This window comes from Nocardia sp. NPDC057353 (assembly GCF_042667085.1).
In the GTDB taxonomy this organism is placed as follows: domain Bacteria; phylum Actinomycetota; class Actinomycetes; order Mycobacteriales; family Mycobacteriaceae; genus Nocardia.
In genome coordinates, this window is record NZ_JBHVAK010000014.1 from 40,846 (window position 1) to 64,259 (window position 23,414).

A 23,414-nucleotide genomic window follows, 5' to 3' on the forward strand; every position below is an offset into this window, starting at 1 on the left:
TTCGTGCATGCGCCCGATACCGATGAGCGTCAACGGGATTCGGCGCAGGTTGCTGTGGCTGCGGATCGGCTGCGCGGTCGGCGCGATCGCGATTCTCCCGGTCCCGGCCTGCGGCGGACCCACCGATCCGAGTTCTTCTCCACCGGCTCGGGAATCCACCCTTCCATCCCCGACCACCCAGCGCGCGCCCGCACCGCCCCGGCCCCGGTGGGCCGCCGTCGGCCAACCGATCGAGTTCCCGGAACTCTCCGAGCCACGGGGCAGCGGCACGGTCGTCCTGCCACGCACCACCATGACGGTCACCTCGACACGAATAGTGGACGGGATTCCCGATATTCCCGCCGACTTCCGGCAGGCGAACGAGCGGTACCTGATCCTGACCGTCGAGAACAATTCTCCGGGAACCGCCTTCGTTCCCGCCGCGGACCACTTCACGGTGGTAACGCCGCATGGTGCGACGTTCGCCTCGGACGCGAACTACGCCTACCTGCCGGACCGTTACGAGAACGGGAACGGCGCCCTGCTGTTCAGCATTCCCGCGTCCGGAATTCCTCCCGGTACGACGGTGCAGTTGGAGCTGTACGGCGGCCAACCGTTCGGCTGGCTGCTGTCGTGACCACACCCCTGCGCGGCAGCGGATCCCCGGCTGTTCAGCCCGACCTCGTGGTAGGCGGCATCCGCACCCGTGGGCATCGGCACCCGGTTCTCCGGGGCTACCGCGGAGCTATTCGAGCGTGATCGCCCGCTCCGGGCAGGCCGACACCGCCTCCTCGACGGCGGACTCGAACTCCGCAGGCACCGCCCCGGCGATCGCCTCCGCGTACCCGTCGTCGGTCAGCGTGAAGACCTCGGGGCACAGCCCGAGGCACGCACCGTGTCCCCGACAGCGGTCCTCGTCGACGGTGACCTTCACTTATCGCCCTCCGCCACATCGAGTTCCAGGTGCAGCGCGGTGAGCCCGCGCAGGATGAAGGTGGGCAGGTAGTGGTATTTGCGGGCGTCGGCGGGGCCGTGCACCGACTCGTCGATGCGGATGTCGGTGGTGCGGGCCAGCAGCCGCTCGATGGCGACGCGCGCCTCGGCGCGGGCCAGCGGGGCGCCGGGGCAGGTGTGCACGCCGCGGCCGAAGGCGAGGTGCTGGCGGGCGTTCGAGCGGGCCGGGTCGAAGGTGGTCGGGTCGTCGAAGCGGCGCGGGTCGCGGTTGGCGGCGCCGTTGACGACCATGAGGACGGTGCCCGCGGGCACCTCGGTCTCACCGACGGTCCCGGTCTCCTTGGCGAGCCGGAAGTCGCCCTTGACCGGGCTCTCCATCCGCAGCGATTCCTCGATGAAGTTCTGGATCCGGCTGGGATCCTCGCGCAGGTACCGCTGGATGTCCGGCCGCTCGGCGATGAGCTTCAGCGCCGAGCTCAGCAGCCGCACGGTGGTCTCCTGACCGGCCGAGAAGAGGTTCGCCGCCACCCGGACCACGTCGAGCACCTCGGGCTGCGAGCCGTCCGGGAAGGTCGCGGTGGCCATGCTGGTGAGCACGTCGTTGCGCGGGTTCTGCCTGCGGTCCTCGACGTAGGCGGAGAATCTGCCGTACAGGAACTCGATCGGGTTGTGCGACATGTCGTCGCCGCCGGTGCTGCCCACCGACTCCTTGCGGTGCGGGTCGCGCTGCAGCGTGTGCAGGAACTCCTCCTGGTCGTCCCTCGGGACGCCGAGCAGGTCCGCGATCACGTACAGGGTGAAGGGGCCCGCGAACTCGCGCATGCAGTCGCCGCCGGTGGCGAGGTAGTTGTCCAGCATGCGGTCGGCGATGGTCCACATCGCCTCCTCGTTCTCCTTGAGCCGCTTCGGCGTGATCAGCCGCATGAGCAGCGCGCGGTGATCGGTGTGCGTCGGCGGGTCCAGGGTGGGCAGCTGGTCGCTCATGGGGAGGCTGTCGCGGTGCTCGGCGATCAGCGCGGCGACGTCGTCGCCCTCCTCGATCTTGACCGGGAAGCCGGGAAAGGGGCCGGTCACGGCGATGCAGGAGGAGAACCGGTCGACGTCGTTGTAGACCTCGAGGGCTTCGTCGTACCCGGTCACCATCATGACGTCGTGGTGCTTCTCGCGGGTCACCGGACACTTGGCCCGCAGCTCGTCGAAGTACGGATACGGATCGTCGACCAGCTCCTGGCCGAGGAAGAAGTCCAGATCCTCAAAGTTGTTCACCACGCGACGGTCCCTTCGACACTCCGGCGGACACCGCTGCGCGGCTGACTTTGCCGGTCTACTTCCGTGATTGAGAATAAGCCTCTCACATGTGAGTATGAGATTTCCACAACGGCAGCTGCGCGTCAACCGAAGGAACCGGATCCATGACCGATGATTCCACCGCGGACCGGCGGTTTTTCCAGGCGACCACTCGCGACTTCCTGGCCGGGACGGTGCCGATCGGCACGGTCCGCGCGCTGGCGGAGTCCGGCACCGGCTTCGACCGGGAGTGGTGGCGTCGCGGCGCCGAGCTCGGCTGGACCGCCATGCTGGTGCCGGAGGAGCTGGGGGGTGGCTCGGTCTCCGGGCAGCCCATGACCGAGCTCGCCACGGTCGCCGAGGAGTTGGGCCGCGCGGCCGCGCCCGGGCCGTTCGTCACGACCAGCGCGGTGCTGGCGGGGTTGGCGACCGCCGAGGACGCGGCCGAGACGGTGGCCGCGATCCTCTCCGGCGAGACCATCGCCACCTGGGCGGTGTACGAGCCGGGGCGCGGCTTCGACGCGCTCGGCGGGCGGGCATGGGACATCGCCGCGGCCGGGCGTGCCCTGGACCCTGTCGCGGCCCAGTCAGGCGTCGGGCAGGCATCGGACACTGCCGCGACCGAGGCGGGCGACGGCCGGGCGACGGGCACCACCGCGACCCGGTCGGGGGACGGGTACCGGGTCACCGGAACCAAGGACCGGGTGGAGGCGGCCGACCAGGCCGACGTCTTCCTGGTGACCGCGGCGGGCGCGGACGGCCCGGTGCAGCTGCTGGTGCGCGCCGACGACCCTGGCGTCACGGTCAGCCCGGCCTGGACCATCGACCTCACCCGCCGCACCGCCACCGTCACCTTCTCCGACGCCGCCGGAACCGCCGTGCACTCCGGCGATGCCGCGGTCGATGCGCTGCGCGCCCAGGCGAACACCGCCGCGCTGCTCACCGCCGCCGAGTCGGTCGGCGCCGCCGACCAGGCGCTCACCGCGACCCTGAGCTGGCTCTTCGACCGCTACACCTTCGGCCGCCCGCTCGCTTCCTACCAGGCGCTCAAGCACCGCATGGCGGACAACAAGACCTGGCTGGAGGCGTGCCGCGCCACCGCCTTCGCCGCCGCCGCGTCCTGGGACGCGAACTCCCCCGCCACCACCGAGCAGGTGAGCATCGCGAAATCGTATGTGGCCGAACGCACCCCGGTGATCGCGCAGGACTGCGTGCAGCTGCACGGCGGCATCGGCGTCACCTGGGAGCACGACCTGCACCTCTACCTGCGCCGGATCACCCTGGGGCGCGCGCTCTACGGCACGCCGGAGGAGCACCGCAGGCACATCACCGACCTGCTCGAATCCGCCGCCTGACCGAAAGGCCCGCACGCATGAGCACCGACACCGAGCCCGTCGAGGACTTCCGCGCCCGCGCGCGCGCATGGCTGCGGGAGAACCTGCCGCCCTCCTCCGGCACCGAGATGAAGTCCGACTCCGAGGAGGCGTGGGACCGCGCCAGGCAGCTGCAGCGCATGCTGCACGACGGCGGCTTCGCAGGCATCTGCTTCCCCGCGGAGTACGGCGGCCGCGGCCTGACCCCGGCGCACCAGCGCGCCTTCGACGAGGAGTCGCTGCCCTACGAGATGCCGCTGCTGCTCAATGTGCCGACGCTGGCGATCTGCGCGGCCAGCCTGCTCGACCTCGGCACCGAGGAGCAGAAGCGCGCGCACCTGCCCGCGGTGCTGCGCGGGGACGAGCTGCTGGTCCAGTTCCTCTCCGAGCCGCAGGGCGGCTCCGACCTGGCCGGGCTCACCACCCGCGCCGAGCGGGACGGCGAGAACTGGATCCTGAACGGCTCCAAGATCTGGAGCTCCGGCGCCTACGCCGCGGACTACGGGCTCTGCCTGGCCCGCACCAACTGGGAGGTGCCCAAGCACCGCGGCCTCACCATGTTCCTGGTCCCCGTCCACGCCGACGGCGTCACCGTGCAGCGGATCAAGCAGGTCACCGGCTCCACCGAGTTCTGCCAGGAGTTCTTCGACGACGTCGAGCTGCCGCCGGACGCGGTGCTCGGCGAGGTGGACGCGGGCTGGGCGGCGGCCTCCCGGCTGCTCTTCCACGAGCGGGCCGCGCTCGGCGGCACCTCGCCCTTCACCAGCGGGGCCAAGCCGCACCTCGGCGGCGAGGCGGACACCCTGCTGCGGCTCGCACGGGCGACCGGGCAGCTCGGCGATAGCAGGGTCCGCGAGGACATCGGCGCCGCCCGCGCCATGACCGTGGTGCGCGACCAGCTCATCGACCACATCACCCGGGCCATCACCAGCGGCGCGCTGCCGCCCGCGGCGGGCTCGATCACCCGGCTCTTCTCCGCCGAGAACGCCTGGCTGCAAACGGATACCGCGCTGCGAATCGCCGGGCCGGACGGGGCGACGCACGCCCCTGGCGCCGCGGCCGACACCGAGACCGTCGGGCTGGACTTCCTGTTCCGCGCGGCCTGGAGCCTGGCCGGGGGCAGCACCGAGATGGCGCGCACGGTGATCAGCGAGCGGGTGCTCGGCATGCCGCGCGAGTACGCCGCGGATCGGGACGTGCCGTTCAACCAGGTCAAGCACGGGCGGCGGTGACCGGTGCGCTTCCTGTTCCACTACCCCGAACTCGCTGGCGACCGGGGCGACCTCCTGGACGCCGGGCCGTTCGCCGAGGTGGCCGCGGCGGCCGAGCGGCACGGCTTCGACGGCTTCTCGGTCAGCGAACACCCCGCGCCGGGCGCGCGCTGGCTGGCCTCCGGCGGGCACCAGACCCTCGACCCGTTCGTCGCGCTCTCCTTCGCGGCGGCCGCGACCACCCGGCTGCGGCTGCTCACCTACCTCTCGGTGGCGCCGTACCGGAACCCGATGCTGCTCGCCAAGGCCGCCGCCACCCTGGACCTGCTCTCCGGCGGCAGGCTCACCCTCGGGCTCGGCACCGGCTACCTCAAGGGCGAATTCCACGCGCTCGGTGTCGACTTCGCGGAGCGGAACACGCTCTTCGACGAGGCGCTCGACGTGCTTCCGCTGCACTGGAGCGGCGAGCCGTTCAGCTACACCGGCGCGCACTTCGACGCCAGGGAGGTGGTCGCCCGCCCGCGCCCGGTGCAGCGGCCCATCCCGATCTGGGTGGGCGGCAACTCCGCGCTCAGCCGCAGGCGGGTCGCGGCCAAGGCCCAGGGCTGGATTCCCATGACCGGCGGCGCGGAGCTCAGCACCACGGCTCGGACCGCGGAGCTCGGCACCATCCAGGAGCTGGCCCGCAAGATCGGCGAGATCCGGGAGCAGGCCGCCGCGGCCGGGCGCACCGAGCACATCGAGCTGGTGTACTCCTACCACGCCGCCGCCGACCCGACGATCGAGCCGGAGCGGCACCGCGAAGCCTTCGCCGAGCTGACGGCGGCGGGGGTGGACTGGCTGGTCATCTCCAACCGGACCCCCACCGCCGCGGCCACCTTCGACTTCCTGGCGGCCTTCGGCGGGACCTACCTGACATGAGCTGGTTCGAGGAGCGGGCCGGGCTGGCAGGGACCGTCGCGATCGTCACCGGCGGGGCGGGCGGGCTCGGGCGAGCCATCGTGGCGGACCTGGTGGCGAACGGGGTCGAGGTCGCCGTGCTCGACCGCGACCCCGAGGCCGCCGCCGCGCTGCCGGACGGCGTCCTGGTCCGGGTCGGCGACGTGCGCGACCCGGCCGAGCTCACCGCGCTCTGCACCGCGGTGGACGAGCGCTGGGGCAGGCTGGACACCCTGGTGAACGTGGTCGGCGGCACCTTCCGCGCCGCCTTCACCGACACCACCCCCGGCGGCTGGGACGCGCTGCTGCGCACCAACCTCACGCACGTCCTGCACGCCTGCGCGCTCGCCGTTCCCCGCATGCGGGCCGGGGGGCGCGGTGGCAGCATCATCACCATCTCGACGATCGAGGCGCACCGCGCCGCACCGGGTTTCGCGGTGTACGCGGCGGCCAAGGCTGCGGTCGAGCACTTCGCCCGCACGCTGGCGGTGGAGGTGGCGCCGGACGGGATCCGGGTGAACACCGTGGCCCCCGACTACATCCCCACCCCGAACCTGCGCCGGATCGGCGGCGGGGACGGCGCGCTGGACGACCCCGCCGGGGTCAGGGTGGCGATCCCCATGGGCCGGGCCGGGGTGCCCGAGGACGTCTCGCACTGCGTGGTGTTCCTCGCCTCCCGGCTCTCCGCCTACCTCACCGGCACCACCCTGCATCCCGACGGGGGCACGCACGCCTCCGCTGGGTGGTTCAACTGGCCCGGCGAGGGGTGGGCGAATCACGTGCCGCCGCAGTACCTCCGGGGTCAGCCGACCGGGCCGATGTAGGGCAGTACCACGGTGCAGTCCGCGGGGGCGGCGTGCGCGGGATCGAGGGTGTTCAGGATCTCGCGCACGGCCACCGGGTCCGCGGTGAGCTCGAAGTGCTCGGTGTAGTCGGTCGCGCACAGATCCTGGAGCACCACGTTGCGGACGTTCGGGCCGGTCAGCTGGCCGGTGGTCCAGGGGGTGGCGATCTGGTCGTAGCGGGTGACGATGGTGGTGAAGCTGATGTCGGGGGCGATGGCGGGGTCCGGGTCCAGCTCGGCGAGGAAAGCCGTGCCGGGTGAGAACTGGCACGGGCCGCAGGATTCCTCCGCCTGATCGCGCAGGCCGAACTGCTCCAGCACGGCGGCGAACGGCGCGGCGGTGCCGCTCAGCGTGGCGCCGTGCAGCGGCGCGGCCAGCGCGATGTAGTCGTCGACGGCCGGGATCCCGCCGAGGTTGCGGAGGTAGTAGAACGGGATGGCGCCGCCCATCGAGTGCCCGACCAGGTCCACCTTCGCGGCGCCGGTCTCGGCGCGCACCCGGTCGATGAAGGCGGCGATCTGCCGCGCGCTCTCCGGCGCCGGGCCGACCGAGCCGATCGGGCCGAGCGCACCGGTGCCGAAGGTCAGCGAGAACACGCAGAAGCCCGCCCCGGCCAGCACCGGCGCGAGGGTGTTCCAGCTGACGGTGTCGGTGCTCAGGCCGTGCAGCAGCACCACCGGCTCGGGGTGTTCCGGGCTCGGCCTGCACCCGGTGTTCGCGCCGGGCGGTGCGGTGCCGGGGGCGGTGAGCTGCGCGGCCAGCCCGGACAGGTAGCTGTAGGTGGGCAGTTCGTCCGCGGTGGCGGGGGCTCCGGTGCCCAGCGTGGCGAGCGCGGCGAGCAGTACCGCCCAGCGGCGGGGAAGGCGCATGTCTCTCTCCTGGTAGCCGCCGATCGATCGTTATGACCGACCGGTCGGTCATAAGATAGCGTGCCGGTAGGATCGGCGAAAGGGGTCAGAGGAAGGAACCACATGCCACGTCCGGCCGAGCCGGGTCGCACCGCGCTGCTCACCGCGGGCGCGGAGGTCGCCGCGGATCGCGGGTTGCGCGGGCTCTCGATCAATGCCGTCGTCGAGCGGGCCGGGATGGCGAAAGGGTCGTTCTACCATCACTTTCCGGATCGCCGGAGTTACGTGGTCGCGCTGCACCGGCGGTACCACGACGAGCTCGGCGCGACGGTCGCGAACATCACCTCCGGGCTGGAGCCAGGGGCGGAGCGGCTCGGCGCGGGGGTCGCCGGGTATCTGGATGCCTGCCTGGCCACGCACGGGACCAAGGCGTTCCTCGCGCAGTCGCGGACCGATACCGACCTGCTGGACGAGGTGCACGCGCGCAACGGGTCCGTCGCGGCGGCCATCGAACCGGATCTGAGCGCGATCGGCTGGCCGAACCCGGGTGCCGTGGCGCACCTGCTCGTGGCGATGGTGGCGGAGATCGCGCTCACCGAGCTCTACGCCCGCGAACCCCGTCCCGAGCTGCGCGCCGCCGCGCTCACACTGGTGGCGCGCCCGGCCGGGTGAGGGCGGGGCGCGGTTCGGGTGCTGGTCCGCCGTACCCGACCGGCGTCCGGGCGGGCGCGGCGCGCACCGGAGCGGAACCGCCCGGACGCTCAGGCGGGCGGAGTCAGGGCCCGCAGGGCGAAGGCGGTGACGCGGTCGGCGAGCGCGGCGTCGGGGAGTTCGCGGCGGCGGAGCAGGTCGGTGAGGGTGCCGATGGTGGCATGCGCGATGAGGGCGGCGTCGAGTTCGGGAGTGGCGCTGCCCAATTCGGCCAGATCGGCGTGCAGCAGGGCGGCCAGCGCCTCGCCGACCACGCCGGGGCCGGGTTCGAGCGCGATGCCGGGACCCGCCGCATTCCAGAGCACGGCCAGGGTGGCGGCGGCCGACTCCGCCTCGGCCTGCGCGAGCACCGCCGCCACCCACCGCCGGACCCGGGCGCGCGGCTCCCGCTCCCCCGCCATGCGGTGCGCGGTGTACCCCGCGAGCCGCTCCGCCCCGTCCTCGAGCAGCGCCGCCACCAGCGCGTCCTTGGACGGGAAGTGCCGATAGAAGGCATCGTTGGAGAGCCCGGCGGCGGCGACGATGTCCGACACCCGCGGCTTCGCGGTGGTGCCCGCCGCGGCCATGACGGCGAGGGCGGCGTCCAGCAGCCGCCGCACCTCGTCGGCGTAGCCTGCCCCGCGCCTGGCCAGCGCCCGCTGCGCGATCCGGCGCGCCACCGCACCCGGTTCGTCCACCTCGCCACCGCCTCTCAGAATTGCATTCTGAGACACGAGAGGATTATTCTCAAGCGCGTTCCGGCTACTCGTACTCGATCGTGATCGCGGGGGTGCGCGGCTCGGACTGACAGGTGAGGACATACCCCTCGGCGAGGTCCTCATCGGTCAGCGCGTCGTTGATCCGCATCTCCACGCGGCCGTCCACCAGCACCGCCATGCAGGTGCCGCAGTTCCCCGCCTCGCAGGCGAAGGGCGGGTTCAACCCGGCGCGGCGGGCCGCCTCGAGCACCGTCTCGTCGGTGGCGAGCCGCACCGTCTCGGTGCGCCCGTCGAGCAGGATCGTCGCCTCCACGGCGGTGGCGGTGGCTGGCTCGTTGGCGTTTCCGGCCATGGCGCTACTCCCCTGCTCTGGTCGAGCGATCACTCAGCACAAATGCTGAGCACATGCTTAGCACGGCCTCGCGGAGCCGGTCAACCACGGGCTCAGCGCCCGGTCCACTCCGGCCTGCGCTTCTCGGCGAAGGCGCGCGGCCCCTCCTGCGCGTCGGCGCTCTCGTAGCACCGGGCGGAGGCGTGCCTGGCGGCCTGCAGCGCCGCCGAGCGCCCCATCTCGGTGGCGAGCATGACCGTCTCCCTGGCGGCCCGGACCGAGAGCGGCGCCCCCGCCAGGATGTCGCGGGCCAGGTCGAGCGCGGTGTCCAGCAGGTTCTCCGGTTCGACGACCCTGTTCACCAGGCCGATCTCGTAGGCGCGGCGCGCGTCGATAGGCTTCCCGGTCAGCAGGATCTCCATCATGACGCGCTGCGGGATCATGTGGATGAGCGGCGACGCCCACGGCGAGCTGCGCCCCACCTTCACCTCGGTGACGGCGAAGGTGGCGGTGCTCGCCGCGACGCACAGGTCGCAGGACTGCGCGATCATCCAGCCGCCCGCGAAGGCGGGGCCGTTCACGGCGGCGATGGTCGGCTTGCTCAGCTCGATGGTGTCGTAGGGGATCGGGAACATGTCGCGGGGCGGCACGCCCATGCCGGTCGCGACCATCTCCTTGAGATCGCCGCCCGCGCAGAAGGTCCGGCCCGCGCCGGTGAGGATCGCGACGCGCAGCGCGGGGTCGCGCTCGAAGCGCTCCCAGGCGGCGAAGAGGCCGTCGCGGACCTCCCGCGCCAGGCAGTTGCGGGTGTCCGGGCGGTTCAGGGTGAGGACGGCGATGCCGTCCTGCCGGGCGTCGAACAGGACGGCGTCGTCGCTCATCAGAATCCTCTCCGCTGGATCTCGCGGGCGGCGCGGTCCAGCTCCTCGCGGAAGTCGGGGTGTGCGATGGCGGTGAGCGCGCGGGAACGCTCGGCCAGGGTGCGGCCCGCCAGCTCGGCGGCGCCGAACTCGGTGACGATCACGTCCACGTCGCTGCGCGCGGTGGTGACCGGGCCGGAGAGCGCGGCGGTGATCCGGCTGACCGCGCCTGCCCTGGCGGTGGCGGGCAGCGCGATGATCGCCCGGCCGCCGGGCGAGCGGGCGCCCGCGCGCACGAAGTCGACCTGGCCGCCGGTGCCGCCCAGGTAGGCGGCGCCGCTCTGCTCGGCATTGACCTGGCCGGTCAGGTCGACCTCGACCGCGGAGTTGATCGTGACCAGGCGGTCGAGCCGGGCCAGCACCGCCGGGTCGTGGGTGTAGGCGGTGGTGCGGAGGCCGATGCGGTCGTTGCGGTCGGCGAAGCGGTACAGGCGGTCGGTGCCGATCAGGGCGCCGGTGATCGAGACGCCGGTGTCGATCCGCTTGCGGGCGTTGGTGATCACGCCCGCCTCGACCAGGTCGACCAGGCCGTCGCCGAGCATGCCGGAGTGCACGCCGAGGTCGCGGCGGTCGCCGAGCAGGCGCAGCACGGCGTCCGGGACCGCGCCGACGCCGACCTGCAGCACCGAGCCGTCGCCGATGAACTCGGCGACGTTCCCGGCGATGGCCTGGTCCAGCTCGGTGATGGGGGCGGGCGGCACCTGCACCGGGTCCCGCGAGACCGGGACGGCGTAGTCGATCGCCGCGGCGGCGATGCGCTCGCCCGCGGTGCGCGGGACGCGGTCGTTGACCTCGGCCACCACGGTTCGGGCGGCGCGGACGGCGGACAGGACGTGGTCGCTGATCAGCCCGAGGCTGTGGGTGCCGTCCCGGTCCGCCGGGGCGACCTGGATGAAGGCGACGTCGCAGGGGATGGCGCCCACCTCGATCATCGGGCCGACGCGGCTCACGTGGCACGGGATCACGTCCAGCACATGGGTCTTCGCGAGGGCGCGGAGGGCGCCGATGGCACCCATGCTCACCGGGCGGAACGCCTTCGCCGCGGCCGGGGTGAGGAGGCCGGAGAAGCTGGTGGCGATGAAGAGCGAGAGGTCGGGGAGCTGCGGGCCCTGCTCGATCAGGGCCTCGATCAGCGAGGTGGGTTCGCCGCAGGCCTGGCCCGCGACGATGCGGTCGCCGGGGCGGAGAATGGCGCGCAGGTCGAGATCGGCGAGTGCCACGGTCGCCGTCACCGCGCCACCCGCCCGTCCGCGGCGGACTGCGCGCCGCCGGCGTCGAGGTCGGCGAGGACCGCCTCGGTGTCGGCGCCGAGCCTGGGCGCGGGGCCCGCCACCCGGCCGGGGGTGCGGGAGAACCACGCGGGCGGGCCGGGGAAGCGGAGCGGGCCGTGCGGGGATTCCACCGTCTGGAAGAAGCCCGCCGCGTTCAGGTGCTCGTTCTCGAAGAGGTCGTCCAGCGAGTTCACCGCCGCGGCGGGGATTTCCAGGTCGCGCAGCAGCACCAGCCACTCGGCGGTGGTCCGCTCGGCGAACACCGCGGCGAGCAGCGAGTACACCTCGTCGATGCGCTCCGCCCGCTGCGTCAGCGTGGCGAACTCCGGCCCGGCCCAGGCCGGTCGCACGGCGCCGACGAACGCGGCCCAGTGCTTGTCGTTGTAGACCAGCGCCGCCAGGTACCCGTCCGCCGTCCGGTACGGCCGCCGATTCGGCGCCACCGCCCGCGGGTACCCCGCCGCGCCGAGCGGCGGGTCGAAGAGCCTCCCGTTGGCATGCTCCACCAGCATGAACGCCGCCATGGTCTCGAACATGGCGATCTCCACCTCCTGCCCCTCCCCGGTCCGCTCGCGGTGGAACAGCGCCATGGTGGTCGCGTACACCGCCGTCATCCCGGCCACCTTGTCCGCGACGATGCTGCCCAGGTACCCGGGCGCGCCGGTGAGCAGCTCCTGCGCCGCGGGGATGCCGCACTCGGCCTGCACGGTGTCGTCGTAGGCCGGGCGGTCGGCGTCCGGGCCGCCGCGGCCGTAGCCGTAGCAGTTGGTGTAGACGATGGCCGGGTTCAGCGCCGCCACCTCGGCGTAGCCGAAGCCGAGCCGCTCGATGGCGGCGGCGCGCATGGAGTGCACGAAGACGTCGGCGCTCGCGACCAGTCCGCGCAGCGCCGCCGCCCCCTCCTGCGTGCGCAGGTCGAGCACCACGCTGCGTTTGCCCCGGTTGACGTTGACGAAGACCCCGCTCATCCCCGGCTCGGGGCCGACCGAGATGTAGCGGGTGTCGTCGCCGCGCGGCGGCTCGACCTTGATCACCTCGGCGCCCATGTCGGCCATGATCTGCGTGCAGTAGGGGCCCATCACCATCGCCGTGAGGTCGATGACCCGGACCCCGGAGAGCGGACCTGTGTGCTCCATCGCGTCCTCTTCCGCCGCTATCTGATGAATCCTTGCAAGGATAGTGGTATCAAAGAGCGGTGGACAGTTTCTCCGGTGAACTCCGCACCCCGCGGCCGGTCGCGGCCGTGCTCGACGCCGCGCTCGCCGCCCGCCCGGCGGCCCCCGCCGTCATCGGCGCCGCCGGGACCTGGAGCTATGCCGAACTCGACGAGCAGGCGGCGCGGGCGGCGGGCGCGCTCTGGGCGCTCGGCCTCCGCCCCGGTGACCGGGTCGCCGCCTGCCTGCCCAATGACCTGGCGATCGTCGCCGCCTTCCACGGCGCGCAGCGGATCGGCGCGATCTGGGCCGGGATCGGCGAGGCGCTGGCCCCGGCCGAGCAGCAGTACCTGCACGATCTCCTGGAGCCGAGCGCGGTGCTGGCCGGGCCGCGCTGGAGCGGAGAATCCCGTTCTGTCATCGACGGGGACCGGTGGAGCGAGCTCGTGGCCGCGGCCGAGCCGGCGCCCGCGGTCCCGCAGGACATCGACGCCCCGGCCGGGATCGGCTTCACCAGCGGCACGTCGGGCCGCCCCAAGGCGGTGGTGCACAGCCAGCGCAACCTGCTGCTGCCCGGCGCGGTCACCGTCGCCACCCGCGGCTGGGGGCCGGAGCTGCGCCGCGGCGACAGCTTCCCGCTCACCATCCTGAACATGCTGGTGCTCTCCACCCTGACCACCGCGCAGGCGCAGGGCTGCGCGGTCGTCATGGACCGCCGCGACGTCGCCGGGGTGGCCGAGTGGATCGAGCGGCACGCGGTGACGGTCTGGAACGGCGCCCCCGCGCAGCTGCACGACCTGGCCCGGCGGCCGGAGGCGGAGCTCGGCTCGCTGCGCGAGGTCTGGAGCGGCGGCAGCGACACCCCGGACGCCCTGCGCGCGGCCTTCGCGGCGGCGCACGGCATCGTCCCGCGCGCCACCTACGGCCTCAGCGAGGCACCGACCGTGGTCGCCATCGACCCGCCCGACGGGTCCTGGACGCCGGGCGGCAGCGGTGTCGTGACCCCGCAGCTCGACGTCGCCGCCTACGACGACGCGGGCACCCGGCTCCCGCCCGGCGCGCTCGGCGAACTCCGGCTCGCCGCCGCGGCCGCAGGGCCGTGGGCCGGGCTCTGGCGTCCCACCCTCGGGTACTGGGCGAACGGCAGGGTCGAGCCGCCCGCACCCGGCCCCTTCGCCACCGGCGACATCGGCACCGTCGACGCCGCGGGCAACCTCGCGGTGCTCGACCGCAAGAAGATGGTCATCATCCGCGGCGGGGCGAACATCTACCCGCTGGAGGTGGAGCGGGTGCTCGCCACCCATCCGGACGTCGGCAAGGTCGCGGTCTGCCCGGTGCCGGACGAGCGGCTCGGCCAGAGGGTCGCCGCCGTCGTCGAGAGCGCGCACCCGCTCGACTTCGCGGTGCTGGCGGCGCACTGCCGCCGCGAGCTGGCCGGGTACAAGGTGCCCGAGGTGTGGGCGCGGGTGGCGGCGCTGCCGGTGAACGCCATGGGCAAAGTCGAACGCACCGGGCTCACCGCGCTCGTCACCGCGGCGGACGCGGAGCCGGTCCGATGAGCCCGGAGCACGGGCCGGTAGACCCGGGGTCGGGATCGGTAGGTTCGGAGGCGGCAGGCCCGGGACCGGGGGCGGTCGACCCGGGGCCGGGGGCGACGCCTTCGCAGCTCGGCCCGGTCCTGCGGCTGTTCGGCCTGACGGGGCGAGTGGCGATCGTGACCGGCGCCTCATCGGGGCTCGGCGCGGCGGTGGCGGAGACCATGGCCGAGCTGGGCGCGCGGGTCGCGGTGGTCGCCAGGCGCGCGGACCGGCTCGCCGAGCTGGCCGCGCGGATCGACGGGCTGCCGATCGCCCGCGACCTCGGCGACCCCACCCAGGTCGCCACCGTCGTGCCCGCGGTCGTCGAGCACCTCGGCCCGCCGACGATCCTGGTGAACGCCGCGGGGAACCGCTTCACCACCGCGCGCGCCGAGGACGAGCCGCTCGACGCCGTGCACGACACCATCGGGCTGAACCTGGTGACGCCGTTCCTGCTGGCGCAGGCGGTCTTCCCGCACATGCGCGGTGCGGGCGGCGGCGCCGTCGTGAACGTCTCCTCGATCAGCGGGCGGGTCGGCGTGCCCGGCATCCCGCAGGCCTCCTACGCGGCGAGCAAGGCGGGGCTCTCCGGGCTCACCGCGGAGCTGGCGGTGCAGTGGGCGCGGCACTCGATCCGGGTGAACACGGTGGCGCCCGGCTTCTTCCGCTCGGAGATCACCGACAGCCTCTACGCCGACGAGCGCGGCGCCGCCTACCTGCGCCGCAACACCCCGCTGCGCACCGAGGGCACCGCCGCGGACCTGGTCGGCGCCATCACCTGGCTGGCGGGCGATGCCGCGCGCTACGTCACCGGGCAGACCGTCGTCGTGGACGGCGGCTGGACCGCCCGCTGAACTTCCGGCACGAGCCGGTTGACACCCCGCACCCCTGATGGAAGCATAATTTTACCCATAGGAGAATCTGATTCTCATCGGCGATGAGAATCAGCTCCGACCGGAGGAAGGACACTCTCGGCGATGTCTTCGGCACTACTCATCGAGAAGGGCGACGCGGGCACGACCGCGGCGCTGACCAGCGTGGACGACAGCGCGCTGCCGGAGGGGGACGTGACGGTCGACGTCGCCTACTCCACCCTCAACTACAAGGACGCGCTCGCCATCACCGGCTCCTCGCCGGTGGTGCGCCGGTTCCCCATGGTCCCCGGCATCGACTTCGCGGGCGTGGTCGCCGAGAGCACGCACCCGGACTGGTCGGCGGGCGATGCCGTGGTCCTGAACGGCTGGGGCGTCGGCGAGACGCACTGGGGCGGGCTGGCGCAGCGGGCCAGGGTGAACGGCGACTGGCTGATCCCGCTGCCGTCCGCCTTCGACGCGCGGCAGGCGATGGCGATCGGCACCGCCGGGTACACCGCGAGCCTGTGCGTGGCGGCGCTGGCGCGCTTCGGGGTCACCCCGGCGGACGGCGAGATCCTGGTGACCGGGGCGACCGGCGGGGTCGGCAGCATCGCCATCGCGCTGCTCACCGCGGCCGGGTTCACCGTCGCGGCGGCGACCGGGAAGGCGGCCGAGGCCGGGTACCTGAAGGGGCTCGGGGCGAGCACCGTGCTCGACCGCGCGGAGTTCGGCGAGCGCGGGAAGCCGCTGCAGAAGGAGCGCTGGGCGGGGGTGGTCGAGACGGCGGGAAGCCACACGCTGGTGAACGCCGCCGCACAGACCCGCTACGGCGGCGCGGTCGCGGCCTGCGGGTTGGCACAGGGCATGGACCTGCCCGGCACGGTCGCGCCGTTCATCCTGCGCGGGGTGACGCTGCTCGGCATCGACAGCGTGCAGGCGCCGAAGGAGCGCAGGCTCGAGGCGTGGGCGCGGCTCGCCCGCGACCTGGACCCCGCCGCGCTGGACGCCATCGCCACCGAAATCCCGCTGGGCGAGGCGATCGCCGCCGCGGGCCGCTTCATCGACGGGTCCGTGCGCGGTCGCCTCGTCGTCGACGTGAACCGCTGAGGAGCAGCCGTGAGCATCGAACTCGACCTCTCCGACGTCGACCACCGGGTGGGCAAGCCCGTCGGCGGCGGGCAGCTCTGGGACCCGTGCAGCACCTCGGACATCCGCCGCTGGGTGATGGCGATGGACTACCCGAACCCACTGCACTGGGACCACGAGTTCGCCCGCGAATCCCGCTACGGCGGGCTGATCGCCCCGCAGTCCATCGCGGTGGCACTGGACTACGGCCACGGCGCGCAACCGGCCTGCGTCGGCCACATCCCCGGCTCGCACCTGATCTTCGGCGGCGAGGAGTGGTGGTTCTACGGCGCCCCGGTGCGCCCGGGCGACACCCTGTTCCAGGAGCGCCGCTTCCACGACTACAAGGTGGCCGACACCAAGTTCGCGGGCCCGACCATGTTCTCCCGCGGCGACACCACGCACCGCAACCAGCACGGCGTCCTCGTCGCCCGCGAGCGGTCGACCGCCATTCGCTACCTCGCCGAGGAGGCGACCAAGCGCGGCATGTACGAGAACCAGCTCGGCGAGGTCAAGCGCTGGACCGCCGCGGAGCTCACCGAGGTGGAGCAGCTGCGGCACGAGTGGATCCTCTCCAACCGGCTCGGCGTCTCCCCGCACTTCGACGAGGTGAAGGTCGGCGACAAGCTGCCGCGCCGGGTGATCGGCCCGCACAGCATCGCCACCTTCACCACCGAGTACCGCGCCTTCCTCTTCAATATCTGGGGCACCTTCGGCTGGGTCGCCCCGCCCGGGATCCAGGATCCGTGGATCAACCAGGACCCGGGCTGGACCGAGGGGTTCGCCTTCGACGAGGAGGGCGCCAGGATCGACCCGCGCAAGCGCGACGGCCTCTACGTCGGGCCGTCCCGCGGGCACATCGACGGCGACAAGGCGGGCGAGGTCGGCATGGCCAGGGCCTACGGCTACGGCGCCACCATGGGCGCCTGGTGCACCGACTACCTCGGCTACTGGGCGGGCAACGACGGCATGGTCCGGCACACCAAGGCGGACTTCCGGCTGCCCGCCTTCGAGGGCGACGTCACCTACTTCGACGCCGAGATCGTGGACAAGATCACCGATTCGGCGTGGGGCGTGCCGCTGGTGCAGGTGAAGCTGAAGCTCACCGACCAGAACTCCGGCACCCTGGTCAGCTGCCTCGCCGAGATCGAACTCCCGCACTGAGGGGCCGGACCATGACCACCGTCTCCCCCGCCATCGCCGCGGGACCCCCGCTCGCCGACGAACCCGGCCTCGGCCCGCTCACCCTGCCCGGCTTCCTGCGCGAGGTCACCGCTCGCTACGGGGATCGGGAGGCGCTGCGCGTCCCCGGCGGCCCGAGCTGGACGTATCGGGAACTGCACGCGCACGCCGTCGAGGTCGCGCAGGCGCTGCGCGCCGCCGGGGTCGGGAAGGACTCGCGCGTCGGCGTGCTCATGACCAACCGGCCGGAGTGGCTGGCCGCCGTCTTCGGCACCGCGCTGGCCGGTGGGGTCGCGGTGGCGCTGAGCACCTTCTCCACCCCGGCCGAGCTGGACCACCTGCTGCGCGTCTCCGGCGTCTCGGTGCTGCTCGTCGAGCGGCACGTGGCGCGCGCCGACTTCGCGGCGGTGCTCACCGACCTCGAACCGGCCGTCGCCGACACCGCCCCCGGCGAGCTGCGCTCGGCCGCGTACCCGTTCCTGCGGCACCTGGCCGTGGTCGGGGAGCCACCGGGCGGGGCCATCGAGGGGTGGGACGCCTTCCTCGCCCGCGGGGCGAGCGAGCCGGTCGAGCTGGTGCACGCGGCGGCGGATTCGGTGCAGCCCGGTGACACCGCGGTGCTCTTCTTCTCCTCGGGCACCACCAGCAAACCCAAGGGGATCCGCAGTGCGCACCGCGGGGTGGCGGTGCAGATGTGGCGCTTCGCGCGGATGTTCGGCTTCGGCCCGGAGGACGAGGTGCGCTGCTGGACCGCGAACGGCTTCTTCTGGTCCGGCAACTTCGGCCAGGCGCTCGGCGCCACGCTCGCCGCGGGCGGGACGCTGGTGCTGCAGCGGCTCTTCGACGCGGCCGATGCGGTGGCGCTGCTCGAGTCCGAGCGGGTCACCTTCCCGGTGGCGTGGCCGCACCAGTGGGCCCAGCTGGCGGCCGCGCCGAACTGGGCGGCGGCCGATCTGAGCGGGCTGACCTTCGTGGACAAGCACACCCCCGCCGCCGCGCACCCGACGGTGGCCACGGAGTGGACCGAGTGCGGACACGCCTACGGCAATACCGAGACTTTCACCATCACCACCTGCTACCCCGCCTGCACCCCGGACGAGGTGCACGCGGGCAGCAGCGGGCTTCCCCTGCCCGGGGTGACGGTCAAGATCGCCGACCCGCTCACCGGGGCGGTGCTGGCGCGCGGCGAGAGCGGGGAGATCTGCGTGAAGGGGCCGACGCTCATGCTCGGGTACCTCGGTGTCCCGCTGGACGAGACGGTGGACGCCGACGGGTACTTCCACACCGGCGACGGCGGGCACCTGGACGAGTCCGACCGGCTCTTCTGGGAGGGCAGGCTCACCGACATCATCAAGACCGGCGGGGCCAATGTCTCGCCGCTCGAGGTGGACGAGGAGCTGGCGCGGTTTCCCGGGGTGCAGGTGGGGCGCACGGTCGGGGTGCCGCACGAGACGCTCGGCGAGGTCGTGGTGGCCTGCGTGGTGCCGCGGGCCGGGGCCGAGGTGGACGGGGACGCGCTGCGCGGGTTCCTGCGCGAACGATTGGCCAGCTACAAGGTGCCGCGGCACGTGCTGCTCTTCGCGGAGGAGGAGTTCACGCTGACCGGGAGCGCGAAGATCAAGTCGTCCGAGCTGCGGGAGCTGGCCGCGCAGCGGTTGGCGGGCTGAGGTTTCCGGCGCCACAGCGGCGTGGTGCCGGAAGGGGGCGCGAGAGGTTCCGGGGGCCGACAACGGAGTCGGTCCCGGAGCCCCTCGCGCGCGGAGCGATCCGGGGGCCGCGGACGCTACCCGCGCTCGGCGGCCCCGGAGCCCGCGCGTGCCGATCGAGAATCGCGACGGCGGCGGCCGTTCTGCGCCCGGACTCCTTCGCGCGGGTGCGATTCCGAGCGTTCGGCCTGCCATACCCGCCGGTGCGCGTGTTCGGCGCCACTGTGGCGCGCCGGTTGCGGGATCACCGGTGGGTCCGTGCCTCGGCGGCGAGGGTGCAGAGGGTGGTGACGGGGTCGGGGCCGAGGGGGTAGATGCCGACGTGGTCGGCGCCCGCGGCGCGATGGGCGGCAAGGCCGGCGAGGATGTCGGCGGCGGTGCCGTGCAGGGCGAGCGCGTCGATGAGGCGGTCGCTGCCGGTGTCGGCGAGGTCGGCGTCGGTGTAGCCGAGGCGGCGCAGGTTGGCGGCGTAGTTGGTGACGGCGAGCGCGGTGCCGGGCGGGCCGGAGCGGGCCAGCGCCCGCGCCGCGACCGGGTCCGGTTCCAGCAGCGCGAAATGGCCGGGGAGCAGCAGCCGGTCGGGGCCGATGAGCTCCCTGGCCCGGCGGGTGTGCTCCGGCGTGACCAGGCACGGGACCGTGCCGCCCGCCCGCTCCCCCGCCAGCCGCAGCATGCGCGGGCCGAGCGCGGCGAGCACGATGCGCTCCCGCGGCACCCCGGCCGCGCGCAGCGCGTCCAGGTAGGCGGCGAGCGTGTCGTACGGCGAGGCGTACGCGGCGTCCACCTCCCGGTGCCCGACCCCGATCCCGAGCAGGAACCGCTCCGGGTACCGCTCGGCGATCCGGTGGTACGACGCCGCCACCGTCGCCGCGGGCGCCGACCACACGTTCACCACGCTGGTGGCGACGGTGAGCCGGGTGGTCGCCGCGAGCAGCCGCTCGGCGTAGGCCAGGTCGGCGGGCGGCGAGGCGTCCAGCCAGAGCGTGCCGATCCCGGCCTCCTCCAGCCGCGCCGCGCCCGCCGGATCCACCTCGTGCTCGCGCAGGTGCGCCCCGAGCAACCCCAATTCGATACCCATGCAACGACTTCAGCAGCCGTGCCGGGGGTGGGCCAGCCCCGGACCGCACGCGCAGCGATAAGCTCCGCTTATGGAACTGCGGGCGCTCCGGTACTTCGTGACGGTCGCCGAGGAGCTGCACTTCGGCCGGGCCGCCGAGCGGCTGCACATCGCGCAGCCCGCGGTGAGTCAGCAGGTGGCCCGGTTGGAGCGGGAACTCGGGGTGCGGCTGCTGGACCGGTCGCCGCGCCGGGTCCGGCTCACCACCGCCGGGCAGCGGGTGCTGGCGGCGGCGCGGACCGCGCTCGTCGCGGCCGACGAGGTCAGGGTGGCCGCGGGCACCCCCGCCGTCACCCTGCGGATCGGGATCGCGCCCGGGCTCGGCGCGCGGTTGGAGCGCGGCATCGACGCGCTGCGCGAGGCGGGCGAGCCGTTCGACGTGGTGCTGGTGGATCTGCCGCTCGCCGCCCGGCTGCGCGCGCTGCGCCGCGGGGAGCTGGATCTGGTGCTGGCGCGCGGGGAGGTCGCCGCGCCCGGGTTCACCGTGCTGCCCACCTGGACCGAGCCGCTGCTCGCCGTGGTCTCGCATCGGCATCCCGCGGCCGAGGCGGCCACGGTGTCGTTCGAGGATCTGGCGGGCGGGGTGCTGCGCATGCCCGCGCGGGAGCACGACCGGCAGCTGCACGACGCGGTGGCGACCGCGGTGCGCGAGTCCGGGGTGCGGCCGCGGCTCGGGCGGCCCGCCGGGGCCGCCAGGGACGCGGTCATCGAGATCGGGGCCGATCCGGAGAGCTGGACCGTGCTGCCCGCCGACCAGATCGGCGAGCTCGGCTCGGTACGGATCGCCGCGATCCCGCTCACCCCCCGCGGTCACCATCACCGGCAGCGTCGTGGTGCCCGCCGTCGGCCCCGGCCACGCGGCGCTCTGCGCGGCACCCGCCTTCGCCGATGCGCTCGGGACACCGCCGCCCATGCCGCGGTAGCGCTTTCGTCCACCGCGCCGAAGGATCGAAGCGGACTCCGGTCCTACCCCGGGCACAGTTCGGGTGCCGAATGCGGGCACGCTGCGCGGGCCCTCGCCCGTCTACTCGCGGTAGCGGGCGGCGAGGGTGCGGCGGTGGGCGGCGGGCGTGCCGAAGAGGGCGCGGTTGAGGGTGGCGCGCTTGAGGTGGGCGTGGATGCCGCTCTCCCAGGTGTAGCCGTAGCCGCCGTGCAGCTGCATGGCGGCGCCCGCCACGGAGACCGCGGCCTCGGTGGCGTAGGACTTGGCCATGCCGACGGCGGTCTCCGCATCGGGTGCGACGTTCTGCACGGCATCGACCGCCGCGGCGACCAGGTGCCCGGCGACCGTGACCCGGACCAGCATGTCGGCGCAGGCGTGCTTGACCGCCTGGAACGAGCCGACCGGGCGGCCGAACTGCTCCCGCACCCGCACGTAGGCGACGGTCGCGTCGAGCATGGCCTCGGCGATCCCGAGCGAGTCGCAGGCCGTCGCCAGCGCTGCCCGCGCGCTCAGCGCGATCGGCGTCTCGAAGCGCCACACCGCGCGCGGCTCCACCGCGTCGGCCGTGACGGTGCCGACCGTCCTCGTCGCGTCCACCAGCGGTGCCGGGGTGCGGGTGACCGATTCGGGATCGACCGCGGCGAGCACTGTTCCGCCGTCGGGGTCGACAACCGGAATCAGCAGCAGGTCCGCCGACGGGGCGTCGAGCACGAAGTGCGCGGTGCCGGTGAGCAGGCCACGCTCCCACCGGAAAGGCGCCGCAACACCGGACGACTCCACCTCGTTGTCCGACCGCGAAGCCGGCGCGGAATCCGGCCGCGCACTACCGGACTCGACCGGACCCGCCACCGGTGCGTCACCGCTCAGCACCACGACCGGCACCGTCCGCCCCGCGACAACCGCGCGCAACACCTCGTCGCGCAGCGGGTCGGCGCCGACGGCGAGCAGCGCGGGCACACTCAGCGCCAGCACCGAGGGCAGCGCGGTCCGGGCGGCGGCCCGGCCGACCTCGGTCAGCAGCACCGCCGCCTCGGCGACCCCGGCCCCGGCCCCGTCGAACTCCTCCGGCACCGCGAGCCCCGGCCACCCGGCCCTGGCGACGGTGTCCCACGGCACCGCCCCGTCCTCGGCGAGCAGTTGCCGAGCGACGGAGCGCAGTTCGTCGTGGAATTCGGCGAAGGCGTTCACGGCAGCACCGGTTCCCGCGGCAGCCCCAGCCCGCGCTCGCCGATGATGGTGCGCTGGATCTCGCTGGTCCCGCCGGGAATGGTCCACTCCCACGAGCCGACGAAATCCAGCACCCAGGCCCCCGATTCCCACCCCCCGGACAGGGGTTTGCGCAGCACCGTGTGCGCGCCGACCCCGCCGAGCTCGGCCCCGAAGTCCGTCATCCGCTGCAGCAGTTCGCTGTAGAAGAGCTTGACCACCGAGGCATCGGCGGGCCCCGCCGTCCCGGCCTCGTGCCGCTCCACCAGGTCGCGGCAGAGCGCCCGTAACCCGGTGAGCTCGATCTCCAGCGCGGCCAGCCGGTCGTCCACCACCGGATCGTCGTGCACCCGTGCCTCCGCGACCAGCAGGCGGAACCCGACGTTGGCGAGCCGTTCGGCGAGCTCGAGCATGGTCAGCCCGCGCTCGGCGCCGAGCGTCTGCTGCGCGACCTGCCAGCCCCGGTGCTCCGCGCCGATCAGGTTCGCGGCCGGGATCCGCACCTCGTCCAGGAAGATCTCGCAGAAGTGCGCGTCGCCGGTGGCCTGCCGGATGGGCCGCACCTCGATGCCGGGGCTGCGCATGTCGAGCAGGAAGTAGGAGATTCCGCGCCGCTTGGGCGCCGCCGGGTCGGTGCGGGCCAGGAGCAGGCAGCGGTCGGCGTACTGGGCGCCGCTGGCCCAGACCTTCTGGCCGGTGACGACGTAGTGGTCGCCGTCCCGGCGGGCGGTGGTGCGCAGCGCGGCCAGGTCCGAGCCCGCGCCCGGTTCGGAGAAGCCCTGGGCCCAGATCTCGCCGTTCAGGATGGCGGGCAGGTGCTCGCGCCGCTGTTCCGGCGTGCCCGCGCCGAGCAGGGTGGCGGCGGCGTGGTGCACCGAGACGAAGGCGAGGACGAGGCGCGGCGCGTCGTGCGCGGCCAACTCCTGGTAGAGCACGATCTGGTGCGCGACCGGCATGCCGCCGCCGTACTCCGCGGGCCAGTGCGGGACCGCGAACCCCGCGCGGCGCAGCCGCTGGAACCAGTCCTGCTGGAACGCGACGAACTCCGCGCCGGTGACCCCGGTCTGCGCCCGCCGCCAATCGCTCGGTATCTCGCGCGAACACCACTCCCGGACCTGCTCCCGGAACACGCCGAGATCCTCCGGCCATGCCGTCACTCTCATCACATCCGCTCCCGACCGGC

General features: G+C 73.5%; 22 protein-coding genes and 1 pseudogene. 12 read left to right on the top strand and 11 right to left on the bottom strand.

From position 1 onward, the window contains the following. Positions 1 to 7: 7 nt before the first annotated feature. The gene (locus tag ACFUUZ_RS09825; protein WP_378694404.1) at positions 8 to 616 is read left to right on the top strand and encodes a hypothetical protein; all 609 of its coding nucleotides are present in this window, start codon (positions 8 to 10) and stop codon (positions 614 to 616) included. 108 nt (positions 617 to 724) lie between these two features. On the opposite strand, the gene ACFUUZ_RS09830 is transcribed toward ACFUUZ_RS09825, so the two are convergent. Both ACFUUZ_RS09830 and ACFUUZ_RS09835 read right to left on the bottom strand, forming a co-directional pair. Beyond that, positions 725 to 913: a ferredoxin gene (locus ACFUUZ_RS09830; protein WP_378694405.1), complete on the bottom strand. Its 189-nt coding sequence runs from the start codon at positions 911 to 913 to the stop codon at positions 725 to 727. Next, positions 910 to 2,202, bottom strand: a complete 1,293-nt coding sequence (locus ACFUUZ_RS09835; protein ID WP_378694407.1) for a cytochrome P450 — start codon at positions 2,200 to 2,202, stop codon at positions 910 to 912. Before ACFUUZ_RS09835 ends, ACFUUZ_RS09830 begins: the two co-directional genes overlap by 4 nt. Before the next feature lie 143 nt (positions 2,203 to 2,345). Here ACFUUZ_RS09835 and ACFUUZ_RS09840 point away from each other — a divergent pair, with 143 nt between their 5' ends. Genes ACFUUZ_RS09840 through ACFUUZ_RS09855 form a run of 4 tightly spaced genes read left to right on the top strand, consistent with a single transcriptional unit; the run spans position 2,346 to position 6,567 of the window. Beyond that, positions 2,346 to 3,575 carry an acyl-CoA dehydrogenase family protein gene (locus tag ACFUUZ_RS09840; protein WP_378694410.1) on the top strand — a complete coding sequence of 410 codons (1,230 nt, stop codon included), beginning with the start codon at positions 2,346 to 2,348 and terminating at the stop codon, positions 3,573 to 3,575. 17 nt (positions 3,576 to 3,592) lie between these two features. Next, positions 3,593 to 4,825 (top strand): acyl-CoA dehydrogenase family protein, encoded by a 1,233-nt coding sequence (locus tag ACFUUZ_RS09845; protein WP_378694412.1) that lies wholly within the window; start codon positions 3,593 to 3,595, stop codon positions 4,823 to 4,825. Positions 4,826 to 4,828: 3 nt separating this feature from the next. Next, positions 4,829 to 5,725 (top strand): LLM class F420-dependent oxidoreductase, encoded by an 897-nt coding sequence (locus tag ACFUUZ_RS09850; RefSeq protein WP_378694414.1) that lies wholly within the window; start codon positions 4,829 to 4,831, stop codon positions 5,723 to 5,725. Beyond that, complete coding sequence (locus tag ACFUUZ_RS09855) at positions 5,722 to 6,567, top strand: SDR family NAD(P)-dependent oxidoreductase (protein ID WP_378694416.1); 846 nt, start codon at positions 5,722 to 5,724, stop codon at positions 6,565 to 6,567. Before ACFUUZ_RS09850 ends, ACFUUZ_RS09855 begins: the two co-directional genes overlap by 4 nt. On the opposite strand, the gene ACFUUZ_RS09860 is transcribed toward ACFUUZ_RS09855, so the two are convergent. Continuing rightward, a complete protein-coding gene (locus ACFUUZ_RS09860; protein WP_378694418.1) occupies positions 6,546 to 7,457 on the bottom strand; it encodes an esterase/lipase family protein in 912 nt (303 codons plus the stop codon). The genes ACFUUZ_RS09855 and ACFUUZ_RS09860 overlap by 22 nt on opposite strands. Positions 7,458 to 7,559: 102 nt before the next feature. Between ACFUUZ_RS09860 and ACFUUZ_RS09865 the strand changes: the two genes are divergently transcribed. Then, positions 7,560 to 8,108, top strand: coding sequence for a TetR/AcrR family transcriptional regulator (locus ACFUUZ_RS09865; protein WP_378694420.1), 549 nt, complete (start codon positions 7,560 to 7,562; stop codon positions 8,106 to 8,108). Between the two features lie 89 nt (positions 8,109 to 8,197). Here the strand turns inward: ACFUUZ_RS09865 and ACFUUZ_RS09870 are convergent, their stop codons facing one another. The 5 genes from ACFUUZ_RS09870 to ACFUUZ_RS09890 all read right to left on the bottom strand — a co-directional run bounded on the left by ACFUUZ_RS09870 (position 8,198) and on the right by ACFUUZ_RS09890 (position 12,503). Further along, positions 8,198 to 8,824: a TetR/AcrR family transcriptional regulator gene (locus tag ACFUUZ_RS09870; RefSeq protein ID WP_378694422.1), complete on the bottom strand. Its 627-nt coding sequence runs from the start codon at positions 8,822 to 8,824 to the stop codon at positions 8,198 to 8,200. Between the two features lie 64 nt (positions 8,825 to 8,888). Further along, positions 8,889 to 9,197 (bottom strand): 2Fe-2S iron-sulfur cluster-binding protein, encoded by a 309-nt coding sequence (locus ACFUUZ_RS09875; protein WP_378694425.1) that lies wholly within the window; start codon positions 9,195 to 9,197, stop codon positions 8,889 to 8,891. A 92-nt stretch (positions 9,198 to 9,289) separates the two neighbouring features. After that, entirely contained in the window at positions 9,290 to 10,057 is a 768-nt protein-coding gene (locus tag ACFUUZ_RS09880) for an enoyl-CoA hydratase/isomerase family protein (RefSeq protein ID WP_378694427.1), read from the bottom strand. Continuing rightward, positions 10,057 to 11,328: an acetyl-CoA hydrolase/transferase family protein gene (locus ACFUUZ_RS09885; protein WP_378694429.1), complete on the bottom strand. Its 1,272-nt coding sequence runs from the start codon at positions 11,326 to 11,328 to the stop codon at positions 10,057 to 10,059. Before ACFUUZ_RS09885 ends, ACFUUZ_RS09880 begins: the two co-directional genes overlap by 1 nt. Next, positions 11,325 to 12,503 (bottom strand): CaiB/BaiF CoA transferase family protein, encoded by a 1,179-nt coding sequence (locus ACFUUZ_RS09890; protein ID WP_378694431.1) that lies wholly within the window; start codon positions 12,501 to 12,503, stop codon positions 11,325 to 11,327. Before ACFUUZ_RS09890 ends, ACFUUZ_RS09885 begins: the two co-directional genes overlap by 4 nt. A 59-nt stretch (positions 12,504 to 12,562) precedes the next feature. Here ACFUUZ_RS09890 and ACFUUZ_RS09895 point away from each other — a divergent pair, with 59 nt between their 5' ends. The 5 genes from ACFUUZ_RS09895 (at position 12,563) to ACFUUZ_RS09915 (ending at position 18,926) form a co-directional block, all read left to right on the top strand. After that, positions 12,563 to 14,080 carry a class I adenylate-forming enzyme family protein gene (locus ACFUUZ_RS09895; protein WP_378694433.1) on the top strand — a complete coding sequence of 506 codons (1,518 nt, stop codon included), beginning with the start codon at positions 12,563 to 12,565 and terminating at the stop codon, positions 14,078 to 14,080. Between the two features lie 155 nt (positions 14,081 to 14,235). Further along, the gene (locus tag ACFUUZ_RS09900) at positions 14,236 to 14,952 is read left to right on the top strand and encodes an SDR family NAD(P)-dependent oxidoreductase (protein WP_378694435.1); all 717 of its coding nucleotides are present in this window, start codon (positions 14,236 to 14,238) and stop codon (positions 14,950 to 14,952) included. Positions 14,953 to 15,075: 123 nt separating this feature from the next. Continuing rightward, a complete protein-coding gene (locus ACFUUZ_RS09905; RefSeq protein ID WP_378694437.1) occupies positions 15,076 to 16,059 on the top strand; it encodes an MDR family oxidoreductase in 984 nt (327 codons plus the stop codon). Between the two features lie 9 nt (positions 16,060 to 16,068). Beyond that, positions 16,069 to 17,241 (top strand): MaoC family dehydratase N-terminal domain-containing protein, encoded by a 1,173-nt coding sequence (locus tag ACFUUZ_RS09910; RefSeq protein WP_378694439.1) that lies wholly within the window; start codon positions 16,069 to 16,071, stop codon positions 17,239 to 17,241. 11 nt (positions 17,242 to 17,252) lie between these two features. After that, positions 17,253 to 18,926: an AMP-binding protein gene (locus tag ACFUUZ_RS09915; protein WP_378694441.1), complete on the top strand. Its 1,674-nt coding sequence runs from the start codon at positions 17,253 to 17,255 to the stop codon at positions 18,924 to 18,926. Positions 18,927 to 19,209: 283 nt separating this feature from the next. On the opposite strand, the gene ACFUUZ_RS09920 is transcribed toward ACFUUZ_RS09915, so the two are convergent. Next, on the bottom strand, positions 19,210 to 20,043 hold the full coding sequence (locus ACFUUZ_RS09920) for a TIGR03620 family F420-dependent LLM class oxidoreductase (RefSeq protein WP_378694444.1): 834 nt from the start codon (positions 20,041 to 20,043) through the stop codon (positions 19,210 to 19,212). A 70-nt stretch (positions 20,044 to 20,113) separates the two neighbouring features. Between ACFUUZ_RS09920 and ACFUUZ_RS09925 the strand changes: the two are divergent. Beyond that, positions 20,114 to 20,875 (top strand): annotated as a pseudogene (locus ACFUUZ_RS09925) (LysR family transcriptional regulator); the annotation flags it as partial. Positions 20,876 to 21,106: 231 nt separating this feature from the next. Here ACFUUZ_RS09925 and ACFUUZ_RS09930 read toward each other — a convergent pair. Together ACFUUZ_RS09930 and ACFUUZ_RS09935 are read right to left on the bottom strand one after the other, a co-directional pair. Beyond that, positions 21,107 to 22,213, bottom strand: a complete 1,107-nt coding sequence (locus ACFUUZ_RS09930) for an acyl-CoA dehydrogenase family protein (protein WP_378694446.1) — start codon at positions 22,211 to 22,213, stop codon at positions 21,107 to 21,109. Next, entirely contained in the window at positions 22,210 to 23,394 is a 1,185-nt protein-coding gene (locus tag ACFUUZ_RS09935; RefSeq protein ID WP_378694448.1) for an acyl-CoA dehydrogenase family protein, read from the bottom strand. Before ACFUUZ_RS09935 ends, ACFUUZ_RS09930 begins: the two co-directional genes overlap by 4 nt. Positions 23,395 to 23,414 lie beyond the last annotated feature (20 nt).